Source organism: Thermopolyspora flexuosa (assembly GCF_006716785.1).
Taxonomy (GTDB): domain Bacteria; phylum Actinomycetota; class Actinomycetes; order Streptosporangiales; family Streptosporangiaceae; genus Thermopolyspora; species Thermopolyspora flexuosa.
In genome coordinates this window covers 86513-104979 of sequence record NZ_VFPQ01000002.1, presented here as the reverse complement: position 1 = coordinate 104979, position 18467 = coordinate 86513, and the positions used below count along the sequence as shown (strand labels likewise).

The following is an 18467-nucleotide window of genomic DNA, read 5'->3' as shown; positions in this document are numbered from 1 at the left end:
GGCTAAAGCCGATGCGGCCCGGAGCCGTCGGCGGCCGGGACCGGCCGCGAGCCGCATGCCCGACCGCCGAGCGGCGGAGGGCCGCGAGGCGGCGCGGAGCGCCGCCCTTGATCTGTATAGGCGTAATTCGGCAACCGCCACAGTGATCGCGCGGACGCGTGTACGGCGGGGCCGTGGGACGTTAGCTTCGCGGTGTGGGCGAGGACACCGAGCGTACGCGCTGGATCGTGCACGGGGAGCGGCTGGTCTATGACAACCGGTGGATCCGGTTGGCGCTGGCCGACGTTGAGATCCCCGGGGGTGAGCGGTTCGAGCATCATGTGGTGCACCTGAAACGGGCGGCGATCGCGGTCGTGGTCGATGAGGACGATCGGGTGCTGATGATGTGGCGGCACCGGTTCGTGGCCGACCGGTGGGGCTGGGAGCTGCCCGGCGGGCTGGTGGAGGCCGGCGAGGATGCTCTTGTCACGGCGGCCCGGGAGGTCGAGGAGGAGACCGGGTACCGGCCCAAGCAGATGGAGCCGCTGCTCACCTACCAGCCGATCGCGGGCTTGGTGGATGCCGAGCACCTGCTGTTTCTCGCTCGCGGCGCCGAGTACGTCGGTGAGCCGACGGGGGAGGTCGAGGCGGATCTGATCCGCTGGATCCCGATGGCCGAGATCCCACAGATGATCGCCCGGGGTGACATCTGGACGTCGGGGACGTTGATCGGGTTGTATGCGGCCCGGGAGTGGCTCAGTTCAGAGCGCGCTTGAGCAAGCGGGCCACTTCGTCGATACGGCGGCGCTGGCGTCGGCGCCATTGTCAACGAACAGTTCAGTCGGAATGGACTTCTTGGGAACTATGAGCACCGAGGTTGAAGTTCACGTCACTACGAGTAATCGGCAGGAGGCCGATCAGATCGCAAGTGCGGTCGTATCCCGGCGCCTGGCCGCGTGCGCGCAAGTGGTCGCCAAAATCTCCTCCACCTACTGGTGGGAGGGCGAGGTACGCCAGGCAGAGGAATGGTTGCTGCTCATGAAGACGACCACTGATCGCTTTGACGACCTCGCAGCGTGCGTACGTGAGCTGCACTCCTACGAAGCGCCGCAGGTCGTGGCAGTACCGATCGTGCGAGGTACGCCGGATTACCTGGAGTGGATCAGGCAGGAGACAGACCCAGCGCGCGGCGATTAGCACGAAGGTCCCCGAGCAGTTCGCGCGCGGCCTTGTCGGGCCGGGCCGCAAGGGCCTTCTCCACCTTCGTGAGGTGCTGCATGCCCCAGGTGGATTCGGTGCGCTGGGCGGCTTCGAGGGCACGGCGGGCGTAGGCGACTCCTTCTGTCACGTCGCCGAGCTGAAGCTGTGCCTGGGCGATGTCGGCGTAGACGACGGACACGCGCTTTTGATCCTCGTCCGGACCGAGAGCCGCGAGGGCGGCTTGGCTGGCCTCTGCCACGCGCTGCTCATCGCCGAGCCGTACATAGGTCGAGAGCTGAAAAGCGGCCATTCGTCCGGGGTCGAGAAAGCGGGTCCACGCCCGCTCTCGGTGGGGTCGGGCTCGAGTGTGGGCTTCCTCGGCTCGCTGCAGCAGCTCGGCGGCATGGCCGTCGCCGAGCGCGGCCAGTTCTTCGGCTTCGCGGGCCAGCAGCCATGCCCGAGTCGCGTCGTCTCCCTTGGCTGGAAGGAACTGTTGCGCTCGCCGGATGTATTCGACGGCTTCGGGGCCCGCGACCGCGTACGAACGGTAGGCATAGGTGCATGCCTGGATGATGTGGTGACCGCTCTCCTTCGCGGCCAGGGCGGCGACGCGCTCGAACGAGGCCGCCTGCGCAGGCTGGTTGAGGTCCCAGGCGATCCAGGATGCCAGCGTCGCGGCTTCGCCGGCCGTAGCCGCCAGGCGGCGCCGGTAGCGCTCCGGCGGCCCGCTCTGAAGCAAGGTGCTCAGCTCGTTGATGTGCGTTGTCAAGCCCTGGTAGATGGCCCGGGCAGGCAGGACGTATTCCAGCCGATGGAAGCCGATGGTCCGTGCTTCGAGCCGTTCAATCGTTTCCTCGTCGAGCGCCTGCGGCCCTCTCAGTGCGCGAGAAAGGCGTTCCCAAGGATCCGCCATGGAAGCCGCGGTTTCGGCGGTCATTCCGACCGCGAGGAGCAACATCGTACGTCGGTCCATCCGAGAATCCAGCCTTCCCACTACCCACGCCAGCGTCAGAAGATCGATATCCCACAGGTCGTCACTTCGGCGCGAGCCCAACAGCACGCCTTCGACGCTAAGGAGTTGTCCCGCTGGGACCCCATCCCGAGAAGGGATAGCGCGGCGGGATGGGACGGTGCCGATGATCTGGGCACGGCTGGATGAGCTGGGTGCGAGGCCGAGAGCGAGTCGGGCCGAGTCCGGCATGCGCAGCCCGTCGGCTATCCGCTCGAACACTTCGAGTGCGGTGACCTGGGCGGTTCCGCGCATGATCTCGCTGACCTTGCCCTGGCTGAGATTCACCGCAATGCCGATGCGAGTCTGACTCACGCCCGCATATTGTCTGACAAGTCGGAAAACCTGCCCGATATTCCGTTTTTGTAGAGCGTCAAGCATTTCGGGGCGCTCCCAGAGATCGGGCGGTATCGAAACCGGTTCCGCCGCGTCTGCGGGCATAAGTCCTTCCCCTTGCATCGCATGACCACGAGCATTTCCAAGCTTCCGGATTGGAGGTAACCCGTCAAGGGATATCGGCATGCCCGCTTGGAATATCGGCTCGGGATGGGTTAAGCGGCTGGCAATTACGACCCTTGCCCCATGGTTCCGAAGACGGAGAGGTGCTGGGCCTGCCGGGGGAAGGGATGGCGGCTCGTTCGGCGAGCGTCGGCGGATGCCGAGTACCGGCTTGACGGCGTGATCCTGCAGCTGTCCACGGTCACGTGTTTCGAGTGCTCGGGCTCAGGCCGTAGGGCGGTCGCGTCGTGAACGCGGACCGGCTCGTGGCAGGTCGTCGTCCCCGGCCCCTCACCGCCGCTGAGTGCGCCGAGCGGCTGCGCCGGGAGCTGGAGAAGTACGGCGTGACCGCCGAGGTTCACGCGGGGTTTGGGTTGGCGCTGGTGTCGGTCTGGGCCGACCTGGTGGTGTGGACCGACGGCCGCTGGTTCCGTTGGCGCTCGGGTCGTATCTCGATCAACGGGCGGCCGGTCTACGCTTTCGCCCCGGCCTCCGATGTTGTGACTGCTGCACGACGGGTGGCTCAGCGCTATGGGCAACTGCGCCAGCAGTACCCTCCACCGCCGTGGCTGGCAGAGGGTTCCTCATAGCTGGAAGGTGTGGTTCGACCTGCTGACGGCTGAGGTCCGGTAGGGCGGTGATCGGCTGCCCACGGGGTAATGGGCTCCTGTCGGCCATGGGCCTTCGCATGGCGCGCTTGCGCTGCTAGCCTGCTTGGCTAGACAAGCATGTTGTATGCGGAGCCCTGATGTCATTCAAATACACTCCTCCCAAGTACGCCCAGCTGATCGCCGAGCTTGAACGGCGCATCGAGTCAGGTGAGTATCCGCCCGGCTCGCCGCTGCCGAGCGAGCACCAGCTCATGGCGGAGTTCGGCATGGCGCGGCCCACGGTGGTCAAGGCGCTTGGCGTGCTCCGCGATCAGGGATGGATCGTCACCCATCAGGGCAAGGGTCGTTTCGTGCGCGGCCGTCCTGCCATCGCCTCCGGGCAGCAGACTCGTATGGGCCGGGAGCTGCTCGACCGCAAAGAGGCTCAGGTCGAAAGCTCGCTGCTATCGGCGGGGCCGGTGCCGGCACCCAACCGCATCGCGGCCTACCTCAACATCGAGCCCAAGTCACCAGTCGTTCTTCGTAAGATCCTCGTCACGCGCGATGACGAAGCATCTGAGATTTCCTCCACCTGGGTACCAGCCGACGTGGCCGAAGGTACCCCGCTGACAGGAACCGACGATCTCAAGCAGGGGGTGCGGCGCTACGTAGAAGCCGCGGCCGGTATCCAGCTGGACCACATCGTCGAGCACGTGACCGCCCGCAACCCCACTCGGGAGGAGTGCAAGCTCCTCGGCGTCAAGCCCTCTGCCGCCCTGCTGGCCGTCTACGCCGTCGCCCGTGAGGCGACCGGCAAGCCGTGGGTCGTCGTGGAGACGGTGCTTCCTGGCGATCGCCACGAGCTTGAGGATGCCTACCCGATCAAGTAATCCAAACTTTCCTGCCTGAACCCACTTGGGCTACTTGACTAGCCAAGTGGGTTCAGTGCTAAATGGAGAGCAACTTGGTCAGTCAAGTTGGCTGACTAGACAAACAGAGGTGGTGACCATGGCTCTTCGGGGACCCATTCCGATCAGCTTCGACCAGATCTTCCCGTACGGCTGCTACGCCGTGGGTGAGGTCGAGCCGGTCAAGGATTTCGAGGCGTCGAGCAACGGCCGCTTCGTCCAGGCGCGGGACAAGCAGACTGGCGAACTCGTCTGGCAGATCGCCGTAATGGACGCCGATCCGTCGCTGAAGGCGGCCCAGAAGACCGTAGCCGTCAAGATCCTCGCTCCGGCTCAGCCAGTGCTACCAGCCCCGGTGGCAGGCGTGCCGTTCACGCCGGTCGAGTTCGACGGGCTGACCGTGACTCCGTACGTCAACGGGTCCGGAAGGCTCGCCTACTCCATCCGGGCTCGGGAGATGCGCGCTCCTCGCGCTCATGCCAAGGCAGGGAACAGCAAGGAGGCCGCGGCGTGACCGAGCAGCCGTACACGTACCTTTCGATGTCGATCGACCCCGGCGAGCGTTCCCGTGTCCGAATGTCGCTCTGCGGCTCCATGATCCGAGCGCGTGCCTGGGTGCTCGATTCCGGACGGCCGCACCTGGCCCTGGAGCCCGACGAGGCGGATGTGACGGTCTCGACAACGCGGAGCGGGCCGGTCGCCGCCAAGGACCTCGACATCGTGCGGCAGGTCTTCGGCGCTGCGGCGCGGCACCTGGCTGGCTGCGAGCTCATGCACGCCGAACACGCCCAGGTCACCGACCGCGCGGCCTGACAAAAGGCGGGGCCGCTGGAACTGCCATTCCAGCGGCCCCTGGATCTCTCATACACGCCGGTGCTGAGAGGACACCAAGCTTAATGTTCAAGAAACTGCCTGGCGACGAGGCCCGCAACCTCGTCTCCACCACCCCAGACACGGCCGTGGTCTTCCGCCCGGCCGTCATGAACACCCCTGTCAGCATCACCCTGGCGATCTGGCTGTACCGGCTCGTCGCGGGCCTTGCCCGCCTGGTGTGGCGGCACCCGGTCGCCCTGGCCGTGGCGGCGACACCGGTCGCGGCCTGCTGGCTGTATGGCTGGCATGTCACCGTCGCCGCCGTCTGCATGACCACCTCGGCGCTGACCGCGTGGGCGACCCTGCACCGCTCCTCGTTCGCGCGGTTGGTCGGCTGGCGGCTGCTGGCCTGGTGGCGCTGGGTGTGGGTCTACCGGCGGCACTGGCAGCCGGTAATGGTCGTCTCCGGTCTGGGGCGGCACCTGCGCGGCCGCGACTACCTGCCCGCGCTGCTGAAGGTCCGCTGCGACGACTGGGCCGACCACGTCACCGTCAGGATGCTGCACGGCCAAGCGGTCAAGGACTGGACCGACCGCGCCGACCATCTGGCCCACGGCTTCGGCGCGGCAGGCTGCCGGGTGTCGGTTGCCCGGGCCGGTCGGCTCCGCCTGACCTTCCCGCGCCGGGACCCGCTGGCGGTTCCGCTGCCCGCCATACCCATCCCCGAGACCCCCTCGGTGGGGCCGGTGGAGATCGGCATCTGCGAGGACGGCACCCCCTACCGGCTGAAGGTGCACGGCACGCACGTGCTGATCGCGGGTGCGACCGGCTCGGGCAAGGGCTCCTACCTGTGGTCGGTGATCCGTGGCCTGCTGCCCGCGATGCGATCAGGCCTGGTGCAGATCTGGGCGCTCGATCCCAAGCGCATGGAGCTGTCCTACGGCCGGGAGCTGTTCGACCGCTATGCGGCCGACCCGGCCGATTGCGCCGACCTGCTTGAGGCCGCGGTGGCGGTGATGCAACAGCGCGCCGACCGCTACGCCGGGGTCCGCCGCGTGCACGAGCCGACCGCCGCCGACCCGTTCATCCTGGTGATCGTCGATGAGGTCGCGTTCCTGACCGCCTACCAGTCCGACAAGCACCTTCGCGCCCGGACCATCGCCGCCCTGGCCACGCTCACCACCCAGGGCCGCGCCGTCGGCGTCGGCGTGCTGGCCGCGCTGCAGGACCCGCGCAAGGAGGTCATGAGCATCCGCAACCTGTTCCCCGACAAGATCGCCCTGCGGCTGGATGAGTCAGAACAGGTGGACATGGTGCTCGGCGAGGGTGCCCGCGACCGGGGCGCGCTGGCCGACCACATCTCACCCATCCCCGAGCGCGGGGCCGGCGTGGGGTATGTGCGGCTGGAGTCCAGCCCTGACCCGATCCGGGTGCGCGCCGCCTACGTCTCCGACGCCGACATCCGCGCCATGGTCGCCTACGCCGCGGGTGGGGGTGAGGGCCGATGACCCTGCAGGTGCCACGGTCGGTACGGCAGGCGATGCCGCTGGCCCGGGAGGTCGTCGAGCACATCGCCATCGACTACGGGGTGTGCATCCGCCCGGTGCCGATGCGGCGCATCGACACCCACACGGGCAAGTCCGAGATCATCGACGTCCCCTGCGGGGCGACCCTGGAGACCGTGTGCCCGTCCTGCGCGAAGCGCAACCGGCAGCTTCGCATGGCCCAGTGCCGCGAGGGCTGGCACCTGGAGACCGAACCGGTCATCACCCCGAATCAGCCCAGCGAGCATCAGCGGCACCTGGTCGAGCTGCGGGCCGACCTGCAGGCCTGGCGGGATGCGGCCCAGGCGGCGGGCGAGCCCACCGAAGATTTCGACGGCGCGATCACCGACCTGGATGCCGAAATCAACGCCGCGGGCCTGCGCGGCAACGTCCTAGGCCGGTCGGTGCCGAAGCGCACCCGTTCGACCCGGCGCCGCCAGGACGCGCCGGACCTGCCCAAGCGCAAGCGGGCCAGCACGACGCTGGGCCGGACGTTCACCGCGCCGGACGGCAAGGTCTACCGGCCGTCGATGTTCATCACCCTCACCCTCCCCTCCTACGGCCGGGTCCGCGACGGCGTCCCGGTCGATCCGGAGGAGTACGACTATGCGCGGGCTGCCCGGGACGCGCTGCACTTTTCCAAGCTGATCGACCGGTTCGTGCAGAACCTGCGCCGGGTGGCCGGGTACGACGTGCAGTACTTCGCCACCGTTGAGCCGCAGCGGCGGCTTGCCCCGCACCTGCACATGGCCGTCCGGGGCACCCTGCCTCGGGCGGAGATCCGGCAGATCGCCGCGGCCACCTATCACCAGGTCTGGTGGCCTGCGGCCGACCGGGTCGTCTACGACGGCGACCACCTGCCGGTCTGGGATGAGAAGGCCGGCTATGTCGATCCGGACACCGGCGAGGTGCTGCCCACCTGGGACCAGGCCCTGGATGCGCTCGACGCCGACCCGGACGCCAAGCCGCTGCACGTGATCCGCTTCGGCCCGCAGATGGATGTCCAAGGCGTGCTCGCCGGGTCCAAAGATGCCGACCAGTGCATCCGCTACCTGTCCAAGTACCTGACCAAGTCCATCGGCGACGCCGCCAACCCGGCCGATGCGGCCCAGGCCGAGCACGCCGCAAGGCTGGTCGAGGCACTGCGGTACGAACCCTGCTCGCCGAGCTGCCCCAACTGGCTGCGCTATGGCATCCAGCCCAAAAACGCCCGCGCCGGGATGCGCCCCGGCTGCTGCAGGGGCAAGGCGCACAAGCCCGAGCACCTGGGCTATGCGGGCCGCCGCGTGCTGGTGTCGCGCAAGTGGTCGAACAAGACCCTCGCCGAGCACCGGCAAGACCGGCGGGCCTGGGTGCTGGAAGCCCTCGGGCTGTCGGAGGAGGAGGCGGCCGACCCGCACCGCTACACCTGGCGCCCGGTCTCCCGCAACGAGCGGGACGTCCCACCGCTCGCCGTACGCCTCCTGCGGGCCGTCGCCGAGCGCCAGCGCTGGCGCGCGGCCATGCAACGGCTACAGGCCAGAGCCGAAGGACGCACCTTGCAAGATCTTTCGGCAACGTCGGCAGCCGATCGAGGGAGGGCGGCATGAAGCGACTTCTCACCGTCCAGGAAGCGGCCGAGCGGCTCAATACCTCGGTGCGGTTCATCCGGCGTCTGGTCGCAGAGCGGCGCATCGAGTTCGTCAAAGTCGGGCGGCACGTGCGCATTACCGAGCACGCCTTGGACGCCTTCGTCGCCGCCGGTACGGTGCCGCCGCTGACGGCCGGGAACGTCGCGAGGGGCGTTGCCTGATGGCGAATAAGAAGGGTCACCGGCGTTTCGGCAACATCCGCAAACTGCCCTCGGGCCGCTACCAGATTCGCTACCCCGGCCCGGATGGACGGATGAGGACCGGCCAGACCACGTACGCCACCAAGACGGACGCCGATCGCGCGCTCACGCTGATCGAGGCTCAGATCATTTCCGGTGACTGGACCGACCCAGACCGTGGCAAGGTCCGGCTCGGCGACTACGCACGACGGTGGATCAAGGAACGGCCCGGCCTTCGGCCGAAAACGATCGATCTGTACACGTGGCTGCTGGAACGCCACATCGCGCCCACCCTCGGCGGGGTCGCGGTCGGCAAGCTCACCACCCAGATGATCCGCACCTGGCGGAGTGAGCTACTGGACAGCGGCGTTTCGGTGTCGACGGCGGCCAAGGCGTACCGGCTGCTGCGGGCCGTGCTGATGACGGCCGTGGAAGAGGACAAACTATTGAGCCGCAACCCCTGCCGGATCAAGGGGGCGGACAACGAGCAGACGCCGGAACGCCCCGTTCTCTCCGTCGCCCAGGTCTTCGAGCTGGCCGACCGTATGGCCGATCGGCGTTTCCGGGCGCTGATTCTGCTGGCCACCTTCGCGAGCCTGCGCTGGGGCGAGGTGACCGCGCTGCAGCGTTGCGACATCGACCTGGCGGCGCGGACGGTGAGGGTTCGCCACCAGCTTGTGGAGCTGACCAGCGGAAAGCTGATCCTCGGTCCGCCCAAGTCCCGGGCCGGGAAACGCATCGTCAGTATTCCGGCCGTCATCATTCCGGCGCTGGAAGAGCACCTCGCCACGTACGTCGACGACGTGCCGGACGCGTTCGTATTCCTCGGCGCGCGGGGCGGATTCCTCCGCGGTGGCAATTTCCGGCGGGAGGCGAAATGGGCGGAGGCGCTGAAGGAAATGGGGCTGACCGGCCTGCACTTTCACGACCTTCGCCACACCGGGAACACGCTGGCCGCGCAGAGCGGTGCGAGCCTGGCCGATCTCAAGGCGCGGATGGGGCACGACAGTGACCGGGCGGCGCTGATCTACCAGCACGCGACGCGGCGTGCCGACCAGATGATCGCCGATGCGCTGAGCGCGCGGATCGAGGCCGAGCGTCGGGAGCGGAACGGCGGGAGCTTGCCCGGCCCGCCCGCCTCAGAAGGCTAATGGCACGTTAATGGCACGAACGCCCCGGTCCATGATCTGGATCGGGGCGTTTTCCCTGGTGGAGCTTAGGGGACTCGAACCCCTGACCCTCTGCTTGCAAAGCAGATGCTCTTCCAACTGAGCTAAAGCCCCGTGTGCCGCTCTCGGGTGGACCGTTCGACAAGATCGCCGAGGTGCGGCCGTACCTCCAACAGCATAGGACATGTGGCGGTGGTGATGGGTGCTAGCCGGGAGGGCCTGGCTGGGGAGGGGTGCGGGTGGGGTCGAGGAGGAGGGACGGGAAGTCGGCGATCGAGTCGATGATGTGGGTGGCGCCGCCGGCCAGCAGGCGTTCGCGGCTGTGGTTGCCGGTGAGGAGGCCGGCGACGATGGAGGCGCCGGCGCGGCGGCCGGAGAGCATGTGGCTTTCGGAGTCGCCGGCGACGGCGACCTCGCGTACGTCGTCGATGCCGAGGCGGAGGACGGCGGTGAGGATCATGTCCGGCCAGGGGCGGCCGCGGCCGGCGTCCTCAGGGCTGAGGGCGAGGTCGAGTTTGTCGGTCCACTCGAGCACGTCGAGGATGCGGCTGAGGGTGGTGCGGTTGAAGCTGCTGAGCAGGGCGACCTTGATGCCGACGCCGCGCAGCTTCTCCAGGGCCTCGACGGTGCCCGGGAGAGGGATGAGGCCGGAACGCTCGATGACGCCCGCGTAGGCGCGCTGGAAGGTCAGGTTCGCGGCCTGGGCCTGCGCCTCGTTGCCGGGGAATATGGCGCGGAAGATGTCGAGTTCGGGGCGGCCCCGGGAGCGGTGCACGTGCACCATTGCGCGCGCGTACGCACCGGTCCCGGGGACGATGCCCTGGGTGGCGATCGCCTCGGCGAACGCCCGCTCCACCATGGCGGAGTCGCCTACCGTGGTGCCGGCCAGATCGAGACAGACGAGCTTGGTGTGCGGGGTGCTGCCTACGCCGTCACCGTCGCGTTGCTCGACGACCATGTACGCACCCGTGTCGGTAGCCAAGCGGTCAGTTCTCGCTACCGGTGGCCTCGGTCCACAGGTCGAGCTCGGCGCGGTCGGCCTGCACCTTCCGCCAGATGAGCAGGCCCCCAAGGGCGACCAATGCGAGAACGAGCAGCTTCTTCACGTGTGACCCCACTTCTCGACGGTCTCACCACCCGGTGGGGTGAGACGACGCCCGGTTCTTATGGTTGCTTGCAGCCTAGCAAGCCATCGGCACGGAACTCGGTGCCCTGCGAGAGCGGTCGTGCCGAATTTACCCGATTCGGAATCCCTTTCAGGTACGGCGTGCAATCGGTGTCTCATGCATTCAAGGTCCCGACTGACCCCCGTTCGTACGCATTTGGCCAGGTAAACCAGTTAATAGGCTGGTTGTCCGCCTTGTCGCTACCGTCCGCATGGCAGGGAATCGGCGACCGGGCCGTCCCCCCACGACGGTGACGACTCGACGGTAGGCGTCCTGGCGCTCCGTGTCAGCGGGTCGGCGTGAAAAAGCGTGCTCGCGACTCGTGCCGTTGATGATGATGGAAAACATGACCGACATCGATCCGGCCGACGCCCGCGCCCTCGCCCACGCCCTTCGTCGCGTCTACGAGGCGGTCTCGCAGCGCATCGACGCGGAGAACGCGGCATCGCCCCTGGTGCAGAGGGTGACGGGCCACATCGGGTGTCCGCTCACCGATGTGGTCACGGTCGAGGAGCAGTACCCTGCGTTCGAGCACGCCGGGCTCCAGATCGCCATCGACCGCTACCTGGCGGCGCACAGCCCCGACGCCCGCTGGTTCGGGATCGTCGGCGCCGACGGTGGCTGGGAGAGCGTCACCACCACGCTGCTCAGGGCGGTGAGCTGGGGCGCCGCCACGCTCGGACGGCCCGACTACGGCACCGCGCCGATCGGCCCGGACGACACCGTCGAGGTCGTGAAGCTGGGCATGATCCCCACCTTCGCCCCAGACGGCACCCCGGTGGTCGTCGGCGTCTTCGTCAGGGAGGACTTCCAGCCGCGGTGCCTGCTCGCCGTCCTCGCCGCCGACCACGCCGCGGCGACCGCCGTACGTGAGGAGATCGAGCGGCTGCGGCGCGAGCACAATCCGCTCCGCGGGCAGGTGCTCAGCTTCTCGATGAGCGAGCACCAGGACAACGGGGTCGTCAGTTTCCTGCCGCGGCCGGAGCTGAGCGCCGAGGACGTCGTGCTGCCCGAGGGCCGGCTGGAGGCGATCGAGGAGCACGTCGTCGGCATCGGCGAGGCGGCCGACCTGCTCCGCGAGGCCGGGCAGCACCTGCGGCGCGGCCTGCTGCTGTACGGCCCGCCGGGCACCGGGAAGACGCACACCACCCGGTACCTGATGAGCCGCATGCGCGAGAGCACCGTCGTGGTCATCACGGGTCCGGCGATGGCGAGGATCGACCAGGCCGTCGCGCTCGCCCGCGCCATGCAGCCGTCGATGGTGATCATCGAGGACGTCGACCTGATCGCCGAGAGCCGCGACCACTTCGAGACGAGCCCGCTGCTGTTCTCCCTGCTCGACGCGATGGACGGCACCTCCGGGGACGCCGACGTGACCTTCGTGCTCACCACCAACCGGCCGGAGGTGCTGGAAAAGGCCCTCATCCAGCGTCCGGGCCGGGTCGACCTGGCGGTGGAGATACCCCTGCCCGACGCCCGGGCACGGGAGCGCCTCATCCGCCTGTACGCGCGCAACCGCCCGATCGAGGCGGACCTCGCCGCGGTGGTCGCGGCGACCGAAGGCGTCACCGCGTCCTACATCAGGGAACTGCTGCGCCGCGTCATCCTGCTCGCCATCCGCGCGAACGAGCACACCCTGCGCGACGAGCACTTCACCGCGGCGTTGGAGGCGATGTCGGGGGCCGGCCAGGCGCTCACCCGCGCCCTGCTCGGCGGCCGCGAGGGCCGGGCCCGCCTCGCCGAGGCCGAGGAGCCGTTCGAACCCGTCGGCCCGGACGACCTGGCGGGCCTCGATGAGGACGGAGAGACGGACGGAGCCGTTCCCGCCGGGCCCAGGGACCGGCGCAAGCCCGCCCGGCTCCATCCGCCCGCCTGCTGACGCGGCCCCTCCGCGAGGCGGCGGCGACGGCTCCGCCGCACCGTCCTGGCCCGGCTCCACCCGGAGGTCGCCGAGTCTGACGTGGCGGTTGCCGCCTACGAGGGCAGCCCTCGGCCTGCGGGACGTCTCGCGCACCGACGCCATCGCCGACGCCGGCCGCAGGCCGTCTGTCCTCGAGGTGAACGTCGCCCGGCGGCGGAGGTACGGCGGGCGGCCGCCGCCGGGCACATCACGGCGGCCGGCGGCCCGGGCGAGAGGGATTCAGCGGAGGTGGATCCTCCCCCTCGCGATCTCGAACCGCATCCTGGCGAGGGGCCGTCTCGCCGGGCCCGCCACCACGGAGCCGTCGGTGATCGCGAACCTGCTGCCGTGGCAGGGACAGATGATCGTGCCGTCGCGTACGTCGGCGACCGGGCAGCCCTGGTGGGTGCACGCGGCGTCGAAGACGCGGAAGACCCGCTTTCTCGGCCGGGTCACCACGTATCTGCCCCTGATGACCTTCCCGCCGCCCACCGGGATGTCCCTGACCCGGGCGATCACCGGGCCCGGGGCGTGGCGCCCCACGGGACGCTCGGGGGACGTGGCCGCGTCGGCCGGCCGTACCCGGGCGATCACCTGGGCGAGGAACGCGGCGGCGCCGGCGAGGGCGGTTCCGGTGAAGACGGCACGGCGGGTGCGCTCGGACATGGCGTCCTCCTCGATCGTTCGTGGACCGGCTCGGGGAGGATCACCGGGCCGGTTCACGGGAACGAGGGGTTCGGCCCAAGTGCCCAGTACTCGGACCGACCGTAGCCGATGTCGCCGTCGTATTCGAAGCACCCACGCGCCGGCCACGCCCCACATTCGGTCCGCGTCGTCGGGAGGCGCGGAGGGACGCCCTGCACGACGGTGCCGGGCCGTGGGGCTCGCCGTGCCGCCGGTCCGGGGCGCCCGCCGTACCCGGTGCCCACATGAGGTGCACCGGCGGCGGGAACCGCCGACGGGGCACACGGGCCGTGGCCGGCGCCGTCCTGCGCGCCGCCGGCCACCGTTCGGCGGGTCCGCCGGGAACGGATCAGGGCCGGCGTCCGGACCCGCCCTTGGGGTCGGCGAGCCGCTCGGCCTTCTCGGCGAGCCGTTCGCTCGCCTCGGCGGCCCGCTCACCGGTGGCGGCGGCCCGGCGGCTCGTCTCGGCCACCTGCTCGCCCGCCAGCGCGGCGGCCTCGCCCTCGGCCTCGGTCATCGAGTCGACCCAGTTCTGGTTGTTCCGGTACATCACGTAGCCGATCGCGCCGAGCGCCACCCCGGTGACGAGGGTGAGTACCGGCCAGCGGCGTTTCGCCTTCGCGGTCTTACCGGGGTCGACGGCCTTGGCGGCGTCCGAGAGCATCGCGCTCACCCGGGGCGCGATCCGCTCCTCGACCGAGTGCGCCGCGCGCTCCAGCCGTGGCGCGGCCCAGACCCGGGCGTCCTCGATGCGCCGGGACGCGACGTCGCGCGCCTGGGCGGCGAGCGGGCCGACCTTCTCCACCGCCCGCGCGGTCTGCGACCGTACCTGGTCGATCCGCGACTTCGGGATGACGAGCTCCAGGCGGCGCTTCTTCATGGTGAGGGACACGACAACCTCCTGTCCGTTCGGGTCGAACGCTCCGTTCCCGTCAGATCCGGACTCAACCGTGACCGGGGCGGCGGAGATGTTGCGTAGGCTGCTAGCGCAGGTCCACACCGAAAGGCCCGGTGGGGCAGGCAGGTCAGTGACGGATCCCCACCTCGTCAAAGAGGTGTCGAAGAAGGGCGGCCCTCGTGGCTGAGACGTTGATCGCGACGCTGCGGACCAACCGCGGCACCATCCGGATTCGCCTGTTCCCGGAGCAGGCGCCCGTCACCGTGCGGAACTTCGTGGAGCTCGCCGAGGGCACCCGCGAGTGGATCGACCCGCGGACCGGCCGGCGTACCCGTGACCGGCTGTACGACGGCACGATCTTCCACCGGGTGATCGCCGGCTTCATGATCCAGGGCGGCGACCCGCTGGGCCAGGGCACCGGCGGGCCGGGCTACCGGTTCGACGACGAGATCCACCCGGACCTGAAGTTCGACCGGCCCTACCTGCTCGCCATGGCGAACGCGGGCCGGATCGGCGGCATGGGCACGAACGGCTCGCAGTTCTTCATCACCGTGGTGCCGACCCCGCACCTCGACGGCAACCACACGATCTTCGGCGAGGTGATGGAGGGCCACGAGGTCGTGGACGAGATCTCCAAGGTGGCCACCGACTGGAACGACCGGCCACTCGAGGATGTCGTGCTGGAGCAGGTCACGATCGACCGCGTGCCTTGGTGAGCGGCCCGGTGAGCGCCGGACCGAGTGACACTCACGTGACCCGCGTGCCCGGGCACGCGGATTCGATGGCAGGCTGTGGATAACCGTGTCGGGCGCCGCGCGCCGGCGACGGCGGGAGCAAGGAAGTCGGAACGGCAAGGAACCCAGGCAGGCGATGACGAGTCAGCCACCCACCACCCCCTCGCAGGGCGAGGAGGCGGTACCCACGTGTTACCGGCATCCCGAGCGTGAGACGTACGTCCGCTGCCAGCGCTGTGACCGGCCGATCTGCCCCGACTGCATGCGGGAGGCCGCCGTCGGGCACCAGTGCGTGGACTGCGTGGCCGAGGCGAACCGGGCCACGCGCGCGGCCCGCACCGTGTTCGGCGGCGGCTTGATCGCCAAGCCGTATGTCACGTTCGCCATCCTCGGCATCAACGTCCTGCTCTTCATCGCCCAGGAGCTCACCCAGGGCGGGATCGCCGAGCGGTTCGGGATGAACGTGGCCTACGTGGCGGTGCTCGGCGAGTACCACCGGCTGATCACCAGCGCGTTCCTGCACTGGGGCATCCTGCACATCCTGTTCAACAGCTGGGCGCTGTACGTGCTCGGGCCCAGCCTGGAACGCATGCTCGGCCACGTGCGGTTCCTCGCGCTGTACCTGCTGAGCGCGCTCGGCGGGTCGGTGCTCGGCTACTGGTTCGACGATCCCCGGGTGCTCAGCGTCGGGGCGTCGGGCGCGATCTTCGGCCTGTTCGCCGCGACCTTCGTGATCGGCCGGCGGCTCAACGTCGACATCCGCGGCATCGTCGTGCTGATCGTGATCAACCTGGTGATCACGTTCTGGCCCGGCACGAACATCAGCTGGACCGCCCACGTGGGCGGCCTCATCACCGGGGCCGTCGTCGCCGCGGCGCTCGCCTACGCGCCGAAGTCCGCCCGCACGCCCGTACAGGTGGCGGCGCTCGCCGCCGTGCTGGCGCTGCTCGGCGTGCTGGTCATGATCCGGCCGAACTTTCCGTTCCCCATCGTGTAGGCGTGAATCCACAGGGTGTGGACAAACCTGTGGATCAGCATCACCGAGCGGTCGAAACCGGCGTCAGCGCCACCGGGTGGACAGAATCACCCCGAGGATGATGAAGCCGAACCCGATCGCGAGGTTCCACTCCTGCAGCGTGCCCAGCAGCGGCGCGTCCGTCCACACGTACCACGTGGAGATCCAGGCCACCCCGAGGATCCAGCAGGTCACCATCAGCGGCGCGAGCCACCGCGGGCTGACCTTGACCTCCTTCGCCTTCGGCGGCGGGGTGTAGACCGCCTTCTTGCGATTCTTGGACTTGGGCACGGTAACGCTCCTGGGTAGATGCCGACGTCAAGCAAGGATAGTCGTCAAGGGCGCGCAGGGGGGATGTCCGGCGGCCGGACGGTGCGGTGCCCCACCGGCGGGCGGGCCGTCCGGGCTCCGGCGTCTCCCGGGACGATCCGCCGAAAAGACTCATCGGAACCCTGTAACGCATTCGCCCTCAGAGACGACATCAGAGTGAGGGTCTCCGCCGTTGCCCCCGAGCGGCGGAGACCCTCACTCGTTTCCGCCTAGAACCCGCCCTCGTCGAGCGGCGGATCCTCGACCTCGCCGGGGCCGAGGCCGCCACCGCCGTCCTCGAGGGTGCCGTCGCCGGTGTCGCCACCGCCCGGGTCGCCGCCGGTGTCGCCACCGCCGCCGAAGTCACCGCCGCCACCGTCGAAGTCACCGCCACCGGAGGGCTCGTCGGCCGGCGGCCGGCTCGGGGTGTCCTGCCGCGGCCCGGTGGACACGACGAGCGTCACGGTACGGCCCGGCGTGAGGCTGGTGCCGCCGGGCGGGCTCATGCTGATCACGCTGCCCGCGGGCACGGTGTCGCTCGGCTGCTGCTGGACCCGCACCTTGAACCCGGCGCCCTCCAGCGTCGCCCGCGCGTCGTCGAGCGTCTGGCCGACCACGTTCGGCAGCTCGGTCGCCTCGACCGGCACGTAGATCTTGACCACGGAGCCCTTCGGCCGCTCGGTACCCGGCTTCGGGGACATCTTGAACACCTTGCCGGGCGGCTGGTTCGTCGGCTCCCGGACGGTCTGCACGCTGAACCCGGCCGACTCCAGGGCCTCCTTGGCGGCGTCCTCGTCCTGGCCGATCACGTTGGGCACCTCGACCGTCTCCGGGCCCTTGGAGACGACGAGCGTGACCGTGGAGTCCCGGTCGACCTTGGTGCCGGCCTCCGGCTCGGTGCCGATCACCGTGTTCTTCTTGTACTCGTCGCTGTGCTTCTGCTTGACCTCGTCGGCCACCTTGAGCCCGGCGGCGGTGAGCGCCTCCTTGGCGCCGTCGATGGTCTGCCCGGCCACCTCGGGGATCGTCACCTGGCCGGTCGTCGCGTCACCGCTGCCGCCGCTGAGGAAGGCCCAGCCGATGCCGATGAACGTACCGATCACCAGCAGCGGGATGAGGATCCACAGCGCGGTCTTGAGCGCCTGGTTGTTCCGCCGCGCGCGGCGCCGGTCCGCCCGGCCTCCGGCCTGGGTGGGCGGCCCGCCGGCGACGGGCGTGCCGAGCTCGGTCGGGGCGTACTCGTACGGCGGCAGCGCCGTGGTGCCCTGCTGGGTGGCGGGCCCGTTCGGCGCCACCATGGTCTGGGTCGCCCCGTAGGCGCCGTTGGTCATCGCCATCGTCTGGGTGGCGGAGGACTCGACCGGCATGCCGGAGAGCGCGCGCTGGATGTCGGCGCGCATCTCGGCCGCGCTCTGGTAGCGCATCGCCGGGTCCTTCGCCATCGACTTCAGCACGATCGCGTCGGCCCACGGCGGGATCGACGGGTCGAGCTGCGACGGCGGGATCGGCTCCTCCCGCACGTGCTGGTAGGCGATCGCGACGGGCGAGTCGCCGGTGAACGGCGGCTGCCCGGTGAGCAGCTCGTACAGGACGCACCCGGTCGAGTACAGGTCGCTGCGCGCGTCCACCCGCTCACCGCGCGCCTGCTCCGGCGACAGGTACTGGGCCGTGCCGATCACCTGCGCGGTCTGGGTCATCGTGGCCGCCGAGTCGGCCATGGCCCGGGCGATGCCGAAGTCCATCACCTTGACATCGCCGTTGCGGGTGATCATGACGTTGGCGGGCTTGATGTCCCGGTGCACGATCCCGCCGCGGTGGCTGTAGTCGAGCGCGCGCAGGATGCCGTCGGTGAGCTCGAGGGCGCGCTCGGGCGGAAGCTTGCGTTCCTGGCGCAGGATCTCGCGCAGGGTCTTGCCCTCGACGAACTCCATCACGATGTACGGCACCGGCGTGCCCGTGGAGCGGTCCTCGCCGGTGTCGAACACGGCGATGATCGAGGGATGGTTGAGCGAGGCCGCCGACTGTGCCTCCCGGCGGAAACGCGCCTGGAAGGTCGCGTCCCTGGCCAGATCCGCCCGGAGCGTCTTGATGGCGACCACGCGGTCCAGCCGGAGATCCCGTGCGCGGTACACCTCGGCCATGCCGCCGCGCCCGACGACTCCGTCGAGTTCGTAGCGGTTGTCTAGCCGCCGAGGCTGAGTCGTCATGTCCTGCACTGTCCCTTGCCATTCATCTCGGGTG

General features: G+C 69.4%; 20 protein-coding genes and 1 tRNA gene. 13 read left to right on the top strand and 8 right to left on the bottom strand.

Going from position 1 to position 18467, the window contains the following annotated elements; translation table 11 throughout:
• Window positions 1-194 precede the first annotated feature (194 nt).
• Together FHX40_RS22900 and cutA are read left to right on the top strand one after the other, a co-directional pair.
• Window positions 195-755, top strand: a complete 561-nt coding sequence (locus FHX40_RS22900) for an NUDIX hydrolase (RefSeq protein WP_142262047.1) — start codon at window positions 195-197, stop codon at window positions 753-755.
• A gap of 88 nt (window positions 756-843) precedes the next feature.
• Window positions 844-1176: a divalent-cation tolerance protein CutA gene (gene cutA / locus FHX40_RS22895; RefSeq protein WP_142262046.1), complete on the top strand. Its 333-nt coding sequence runs from the start codon at window positions 844-846 to the stop codon at window positions 1174-1176.
• Here the strand turns inward: cutA and FHX40_RS22890 are convergent.
• Window positions 1142-2569: a helix-turn-helix domain-containing protein gene (locus FHX40_RS22890; protein ID WP_142262352.1), complete on the bottom strand. Its 1428-nt coding sequence runs from the start codon at window positions 2567-2569 to the stop codon at window positions 1142-1144. The two genes, cutA and FHX40_RS22890, sit on opposite strands and share 35 nt — an antisense overlap.
• 365 nt (window positions 2570-2934) lie before the next feature.
• Here FHX40_RS22890 and FHX40_RS22885 point away from each other — a divergent pair, with 365 nt between their 5' ends.
• The 8 genes from FHX40_RS22885 (at window position 2935) to FHX40_RS22850 (ending at window position 9502) form a co-directional block, all read left to right on the top strand.
• Window positions 2935-3276, top strand: coding sequence for a hypothetical protein (locus FHX40_RS22885; protein WP_142262045.1), 342 nt, complete (start codon window positions 2935-2937; stop codon window positions 3274-3276).
• 158 nt (window positions 3277-3434) lie between these two features.
• Entirely contained in the window at window positions 3435-4166 is a 732-nt protein-coding gene (locus FHX40_RS22880) for a GntR family transcriptional regulator (protein ID WP_142262044.1), read from the top strand.
• 118 nt (window positions 4167-4284) lie between these two features.
• Window positions 4285-4698, top strand: a complete 414-nt coding sequence (locus FHX40_RS22875) for a plasmid replication, integration and excision activator (protein WP_142262043.1) — start codon at window positions 4285-4287, stop codon at window positions 4696-4698.
• Entirely contained in the window at window positions 4695-4997 is a 303-nt protein-coding gene (locus tag FHX40_RS22870; RefSeq protein WP_142262042.1) for a hypothetical protein, read from the top strand. Before FHX40_RS22875 ends, FHX40_RS22870 begins: the two co-directional genes overlap by 4 nt.
• 83 nt (window positions 4998-5080) lie before the next feature.
• Window positions 5081-6505: an FtsK/SpoIIIE domain-containing protein gene (locus FHX40_RS22865; protein ID WP_142262041.1), complete on the top strand. Its 1425-nt coding sequence runs from the start codon at window positions 5081-5083 to the stop codon at window positions 6503-6505.
• The gene (locus FHX40_RS22860) at window positions 6502-8130 is read left to right on the top strand and encodes a replication initiator (protein WP_142262040.1); all 1629 of its coding nucleotides are present in this window, start codon (window positions 6502-6504) and stop codon (window positions 8128-8130) included. Before FHX40_RS22865 ends, FHX40_RS22860 begins: the two co-directional genes overlap by 4 nt.
• Window positions 8127-8333, top strand: coding sequence for a helix-turn-helix domain-containing protein (locus FHX40_RS22855; protein ID WP_142262039.1), 207 nt, complete (start codon window positions 8127-8129; stop codon window positions 8331-8333). The genes FHX40_RS22860 and FHX40_RS22855 overlap by 4 nt, the downstream gene beginning before the upstream one ends.
• On the top strand, window positions 8333-9502 hold the full coding sequence (locus FHX40_RS22850; RefSeq protein WP_142262038.1) for a tyrosine-type recombinase/integrase: 1170 nt from the start codon (window positions 8333-8335) through the stop codon (window positions 9500-9502). Before FHX40_RS22855 ends, FHX40_RS22850 begins: the two co-directional genes overlap by 1 nt.
• 56 nt (window positions 9503-9558) lie before the next feature.
• Here FHX40_RS22850 and FHX40_RS22845 read toward each other — a convergent pair.
• From FHX40_RS22845 to FHX40_RS25590, 3 genes are all read right to left on the bottom strand, one after another.
• Window positions 9559-9634 (bottom strand) — tRNA-Ala (locus tag FHX40_RS22845).
• Between the two features lie 91 nt (window positions 9635-9725).
• Window positions 9726-10478, bottom strand: coding sequence for an HAD family hydrolase (locus tag FHX40_RS22840; protein WP_142262351.1), 753 nt, complete (start codon window positions 10476-10478; stop codon window positions 9726-9728).
• A 28-nt stretch (window positions 10479-10506) separates the two neighbouring features.
• Complete coding sequence (locus FHX40_RS25590; RefSeq protein WP_013130296.1) at window positions 10507-10626, bottom strand: DLW-39 family protein; 120 nt, start codon at window positions 10624-10626, stop codon at window positions 10507-10509.
• A 406-nt stretch (window positions 10627-11032) separates the two neighbouring features.
• On the opposite strand from FHX40_RS25590, the gene FHX40_RS22835 reads away from it, so the two are divergent.
• On the top strand, window positions 11033-12565 hold the full coding sequence (locus FHX40_RS22835) for an AAA family ATPase (RefSeq protein WP_142262037.1): 1533 nt from the start codon (window positions 11033-11035) through the stop codon (window positions 12563-12565).
• Window positions 12566-12826: 261 nt separating this feature from the next.
• Here FHX40_RS22835 and FHX40_RS22830 read toward each other — a convergent pair whose 3' ends face one another.
• Both FHX40_RS22830 and FHX40_RS22825 read right to left on the bottom strand, forming a co-directional pair.
• On the bottom strand, window positions 12827-13252 hold the full coding sequence (locus FHX40_RS22830; RefSeq protein WP_142262036.1) for a Rieske (2Fe-2S) protein: 426 nt from the start codon (window positions 13250-13252) through the stop codon (window positions 12827-12829).
• A 367-nt stretch (window positions 13253-13619) separates the two neighbouring features.
• Window positions 13620-14162 carry a hypothetical protein gene (locus FHX40_RS22825; RefSeq protein WP_142262035.1) on the bottom strand — a complete coding sequence of 181 codons (543 nt, stop codon included), beginning with the start codon at window positions 14160-14162 and terminating at the stop codon, window positions 13620-13622.
• Window positions 14163-14347: 185 nt separating this feature from the next.
• Here FHX40_RS22825 and FHX40_RS22820 point away from each other — a divergent pair, with 185 nt between their 5' ends.
• Both FHX40_RS22820 and FHX40_RS22815 read left to right on the top strand, forming a co-directional pair.
• The gene (locus FHX40_RS22820; RefSeq protein ID WP_142262034.1) at window positions 14348-14884 is read left to right on the top strand and encodes a peptidylprolyl isomerase; all 537 of its coding nucleotides are present in this window, start codon (window positions 14348-14350) and stop codon (window positions 14882-14884) included.
• Between the two features lie 154 nt (window positions 14885-15038).
• Window positions 15039-15899: a rhomboid family intramembrane serine protease gene (locus FHX40_RS22815; protein WP_142262033.1), complete on the top strand. Its 861-nt coding sequence runs from the start codon at window positions 15039-15041 to the stop codon at window positions 15897-15899.
• Between the two features lie 63 nt (window positions 15900-15962).
• Here the strand turns inward: FHX40_RS22815 and FHX40_RS22810 are convergent, their stop codons facing one another.
• Both FHX40_RS22810 and pknB read right to left on the bottom strand, forming a co-directional pair.
• Window positions 15963-16208 (bottom strand): cell division protein CrgA, encoded by a 246-nt coding sequence (locus FHX40_RS22810; protein ID WP_142262032.1) that lies wholly within the window; start codon window positions 16206-16208, stop codon window positions 15963-15965.
• Window positions 16209-16456: 248 nt separating this feature from the next.
• A complete protein-coding gene (gene pknB, locus FHX40_RS22805; protein WP_142262031.1) occupies window positions 16457-18433 on the bottom strand; it encodes a Stk1 family PASTA domain-containing Ser/Thr kinase in 1977 nt (658 codons plus the stop codon).
• Window positions 18434-18467: the final 34 nt, after the last annotated feature.

Coding starts and splice junctions, on each gene's coding strand:
- FHX40_RS22830 (WP_142262036.1), bottom strand. CDS start 13,252: ATGTCCGAGCGCACCCGCCGTGCCGTCTTCACCGGAACCGCCCTCGCC.
- FHX40_RS22815 (WP_142262033.1), top strand. CDS start 15,039: ATGACGAGTCAGCCACCCACCACCCCCTCGCAGGGCGAGGAGGCGGTA.
- FHX40_RS22835 (WP_142262037.1), top strand. CDS start 11,033: ATGACCGACATCGATCCGGCCGACGCCCGCGCCCTCGCCCACGCCCTT.
- cutA (WP_142262046.1), top strand. CDS start 844: ATGAGCACCGAGGTTGAAGTTCACGTCACTACGAGTAATCGGCAGGAG.
- FHX40_RS22880 (WP_142262044.1), top strand. CDS start 3,435: ATGTCATTCAAATACACTCCTCCCAAGTACGCCCAGCTGATCGCCGAG.
- FHX40_RS22840 (WP_142262351.1), bottom strand. CDS start 10,478: ATGGTCGTCGAGCAACGCGACGGTGACGGCGTAGGCAGCACCCCGCAC.
- pknB (WP_142262031.1), bottom strand. CDS start 18,433: ATGACGACTCAGCCTCGGCGGCTAGACAACCGCTACGAACTCGACGGA.
- FHX40_RS22865 (WP_142262041.1), top strand. CDS start 5,081: ATGTTCAAGAAACTGCCTGGCGACGAGGCCCGCAACCTCGTCTCCACC.
- FHX40_RS22890 (WP_142262352.1), bottom strand. CDS start 2,569: ATGCTTGACGCTCTACAAAAACGGAATATCGGGCAGGTTTTCCGACTT.
- FHX40_RS22855 (WP_142262039.1), top strand. CDS start 8,127: ATGAAGCGACTTCTCACCGTCCAGGAAGCGGCCGAGCGGCTCAATACC.
- FHX40_RS22850 (WP_142262038.1), top strand. CDS start 8,333: ATGGCGAATAAGAAGGGTCACCGGCGTTTCGGCAACATCCGCAAACTG.
- FHX40_RS22875 (WP_142262043.1), top strand. CDS start 4,285: ATGGCTCTTCGGGGACCCATTCCGATCAGCTTCGACCAGATCTTCCCG.
- FHX40_RS22860 (WP_142262040.1), top strand. CDS start 6,502: ATGACCCTGCAGGTGCCACGGTCGGTACGGCAGGCGATGCCGCTGGCC.